5 protein-coding genes are annotated in these 1,988 nt (G+C 51.3%); 2 read left to right on the top strand and 3 right to left on the bottom strand.

The features are described 5' to 3' along the window. Both ACS72_RS16830 and ACS72_RS16825 read right to left on the bottom strand, forming a co-directional pair. On the bottom strand, positions 1 to 230 hold a 230-nt coding region (locus ACS72_RS16830), incomplete at its 3' end, for a phosphoribosylaminoimidazolesuccinocarboxamide synthase (RefSeq protein WP_048882819.1). A gap of 214 nt (positions 231 to 444) precedes the next feature. Next, positions 445 to 741, bottom strand: coding sequence for an ACT domain-containing protein (locus ACS72_RS16825; protein WP_048882818.1), 297 nt, complete (start codon positions 739 to 741; stop codon positions 445 to 447). A 41-nt stretch (positions 742 to 782) separates the two neighbouring features. On the opposite strand from ACS72_RS16825, the gene ACS72_RS16820 reads away from it, so the two are divergent. Continuing rightward, positions 783 to 971 carry a prolyl oligopeptidase family serine peptidase gene (locus tag ACS72_RS16820; RefSeq protein ID WP_212771730.1) on the top strand — a complete coding sequence of 63 codons (189 nt, stop codon included), beginning with the start codon at positions 783 to 785 and terminating at the stop codon, positions 969 to 971. A gap of 70 nt (positions 972 to 1,041) precedes the next feature. Here the strand turns inward: ACS72_RS16820 and ACS72_RS18960 are convergent, their stop codons facing one another. After that, on the bottom strand, positions 1,042 to 1,176 hold the full coding sequence (locus tag ACS72_RS18960; RefSeq protein ID WP_283936061.1) for a hypothetical protein: 135 nt from the start codon (positions 1,174 to 1,176) through the stop codon (positions 1,042 to 1,044). Between the two features lie 202 nt (positions 1,177 to 1,378). Here ACS72_RS18960 and rnmV point away from each other — a divergent pair. Then, a partial coding sequence (gene rnmV / locus ACS72_RS16815) for a ribonuclease M5 (protein ID WP_212771729.1) occupies positions 1,379 to 1,988 on the top strand: 610 nt, incomplete at its 3' end.

The raw sequence follows: 1,988 nt of genomic DNA, 5'->3' as shown, positions 1-1,988 counted from the left end.
TGAACGACGTGGTTCTCCATCATGTCACCTGTCAGTTCAAACCAGAAGCTGCTTAGTTTGTTCAGTACGTTTCCTTTCTCGGGAACTGCCGGGTCCAGCACGTAATCAAATGCCGAGATTCGGTCGGTAACCACGATTAGAAAATGTTCACCCAGATCGTACAATTCACGTACTTTTCCTTTATATAACAGAGGTGCTTTAACGAGATCTGCCGCAGTGGACAGTGCCATGGGCTCACCTTCTTTCAGGAGATGTAAAGTATACGTCCAATTCCCCTCTTCACGCGGGGCCACTCCGAATGCAGAATAACCTTCCGATCGCTGTTATCCCCGGATTTTTCTGATCCCTTTCTCAAGGGGGAAATCCGGTGATAAAGGCGAGCGTGAAAAAAGACGGGAACCACGAGGGTCCCGTCTTTCCTTTTACATATAGAAATAAGTTTAATTATTCCAGAACAATTTCAACAGCAGTATTGATTTCAGGCAACGCAGCAAGCTGCACAAGAACATCTTTTGGAACAGCTTTATCTACGGTCAGAATCATGATCGCTGCACCACCAATAATTTTACGTCCAACCTGCATGGATGCGATGTTGACATCGTTTTGTCCAAGCAGGGTTCCTACACGTCCGATAATACCTGGTTTATCGTTGTGGGAGATCAAAATTTGATGACTTTCCGGAGCGATATCTACCGGGAATTTGTCCAGACGAACAATACGTTCTCCATAACCTGCAAGCAATGTACCTGCTACACGACGTTCCTCAGCATCCTGAGTACGGCATGGCCGACGACAATGTCGTGTTCGAGAACAGCACCGCGCTGGCGGCGACGCTGCAAAGGGCGGAAGTGCCGTTCGAGATGATGTTCTACCCGGGCCACACCCACAAGGTCGGCGGCCCCGGCATCAGCGTGCACCTGTGGAACACGATCCTCGACTTCCTCGACCGGAAGACGGGAGCGAAGCGCTAGCTCGGGATCGGGCGAGCGCCCGAGTTCCCGAATGGCCGGGCGAGGAGATCGCCCGGCCCCGGCCCGGCGCCTAGGGGCGATAATCGACGATGACGAAGTCCCCGAGGTCGGTGCGCTTGTACATCATCTCGAAACTGTCGTCGCGATCGTCCACGGGCCAATTCTCGCGCACGAACTTGGCGGTATCTTCCAGAAGCTGCGCCATTTCGGACCTGATGTTTGGTTTGCCAAACCAGACCGTAGAAATGTTGAATGAGAGTATCGACAAAGCGCTGGAACTGGATCTGCCGCATTACTCCATCTACAGCCTGAAAGTGGAAGAGAATACACTTTTCCATACCCTGTATCAGAAGAACCAGTTACCACTTCCTCATGAAGATGATGAGCTGGAGATGTATCTTCTATTAATGAGACGTATGAAAGAAGCGGGCTATGGACAATACGAGATCAGTAACTTTGCCAAGCCGGGCTTCGAGAGTCGTCACAATATTACCTACTGGCGTAATGAGGACTACTACGGTCTGGGTGCAGGTGCACATGGATATGTGGGCCGCGAACGGCATATGAATATTAAAGGTATAAATCCTTATGTTGAAGCTTCACGAGCAGGGCTAGGTGGATCAGCCATCAACCAACGCATTCTGAAGCGGATTGCGCTTGCTCAGGAGAGACGGGGAGTCATTGTACTGACAGATCCGGATCATGCTGGCGAACGCATTCGTAAAATTATTGCGAACAAGGTCCCTGGCTGCAAACATGCCTTCATTCCGGAAGCCGATGCAACGCGCAAAGGGGACATTGGGGTGGAGAATGCCTCACCCGAGGCGATCCGTCATGCGTTGGCGCGCGTACATACTTCATACGAAGGTGCTCCGAGCCTGATCGATTGGGAGGACCTGATCGCGGCAGGACTTATTGTGCATCCGCAGGCTGCTGCACGTCGTATGGAGATGGGCAATCTGCTAGGCATCGGTTATTGTAATGGTAAGCAGTTCCACAAACGTCTCAGTGTATTTC

Origin of the sequence: Acinetobacter sp. VT 511, assembly GCF_001077515.1 — a bacterium.
GTDB lineage: Bacteria > Pseudomonadota > Gammaproteobacteria > Pseudomonadales > Moraxellaceae > Acinetobacter > Acinetobacter schindleri.
This window is presented reverse-complemented; position numbering and strand designations above follow the sequence as displayed.

Excerpts from the sequence above, each read along its gene's own strand:
- ACS72_RS16820 (WP_212771730.1), top strand. The coding sequence starts at position 783 with ATGGCCGACGACAATGTCGTGTTCGAGAACAGCACCGCGCTGGCGGCG.
- ACS72_RS18960 (WP_283936061.1), bottom strand. The coding sequence starts at position 1,176 with ATGGCGCAGCTTCTGGAAGATACCGCCAAGTTCGTGCGCGAGAATTGG.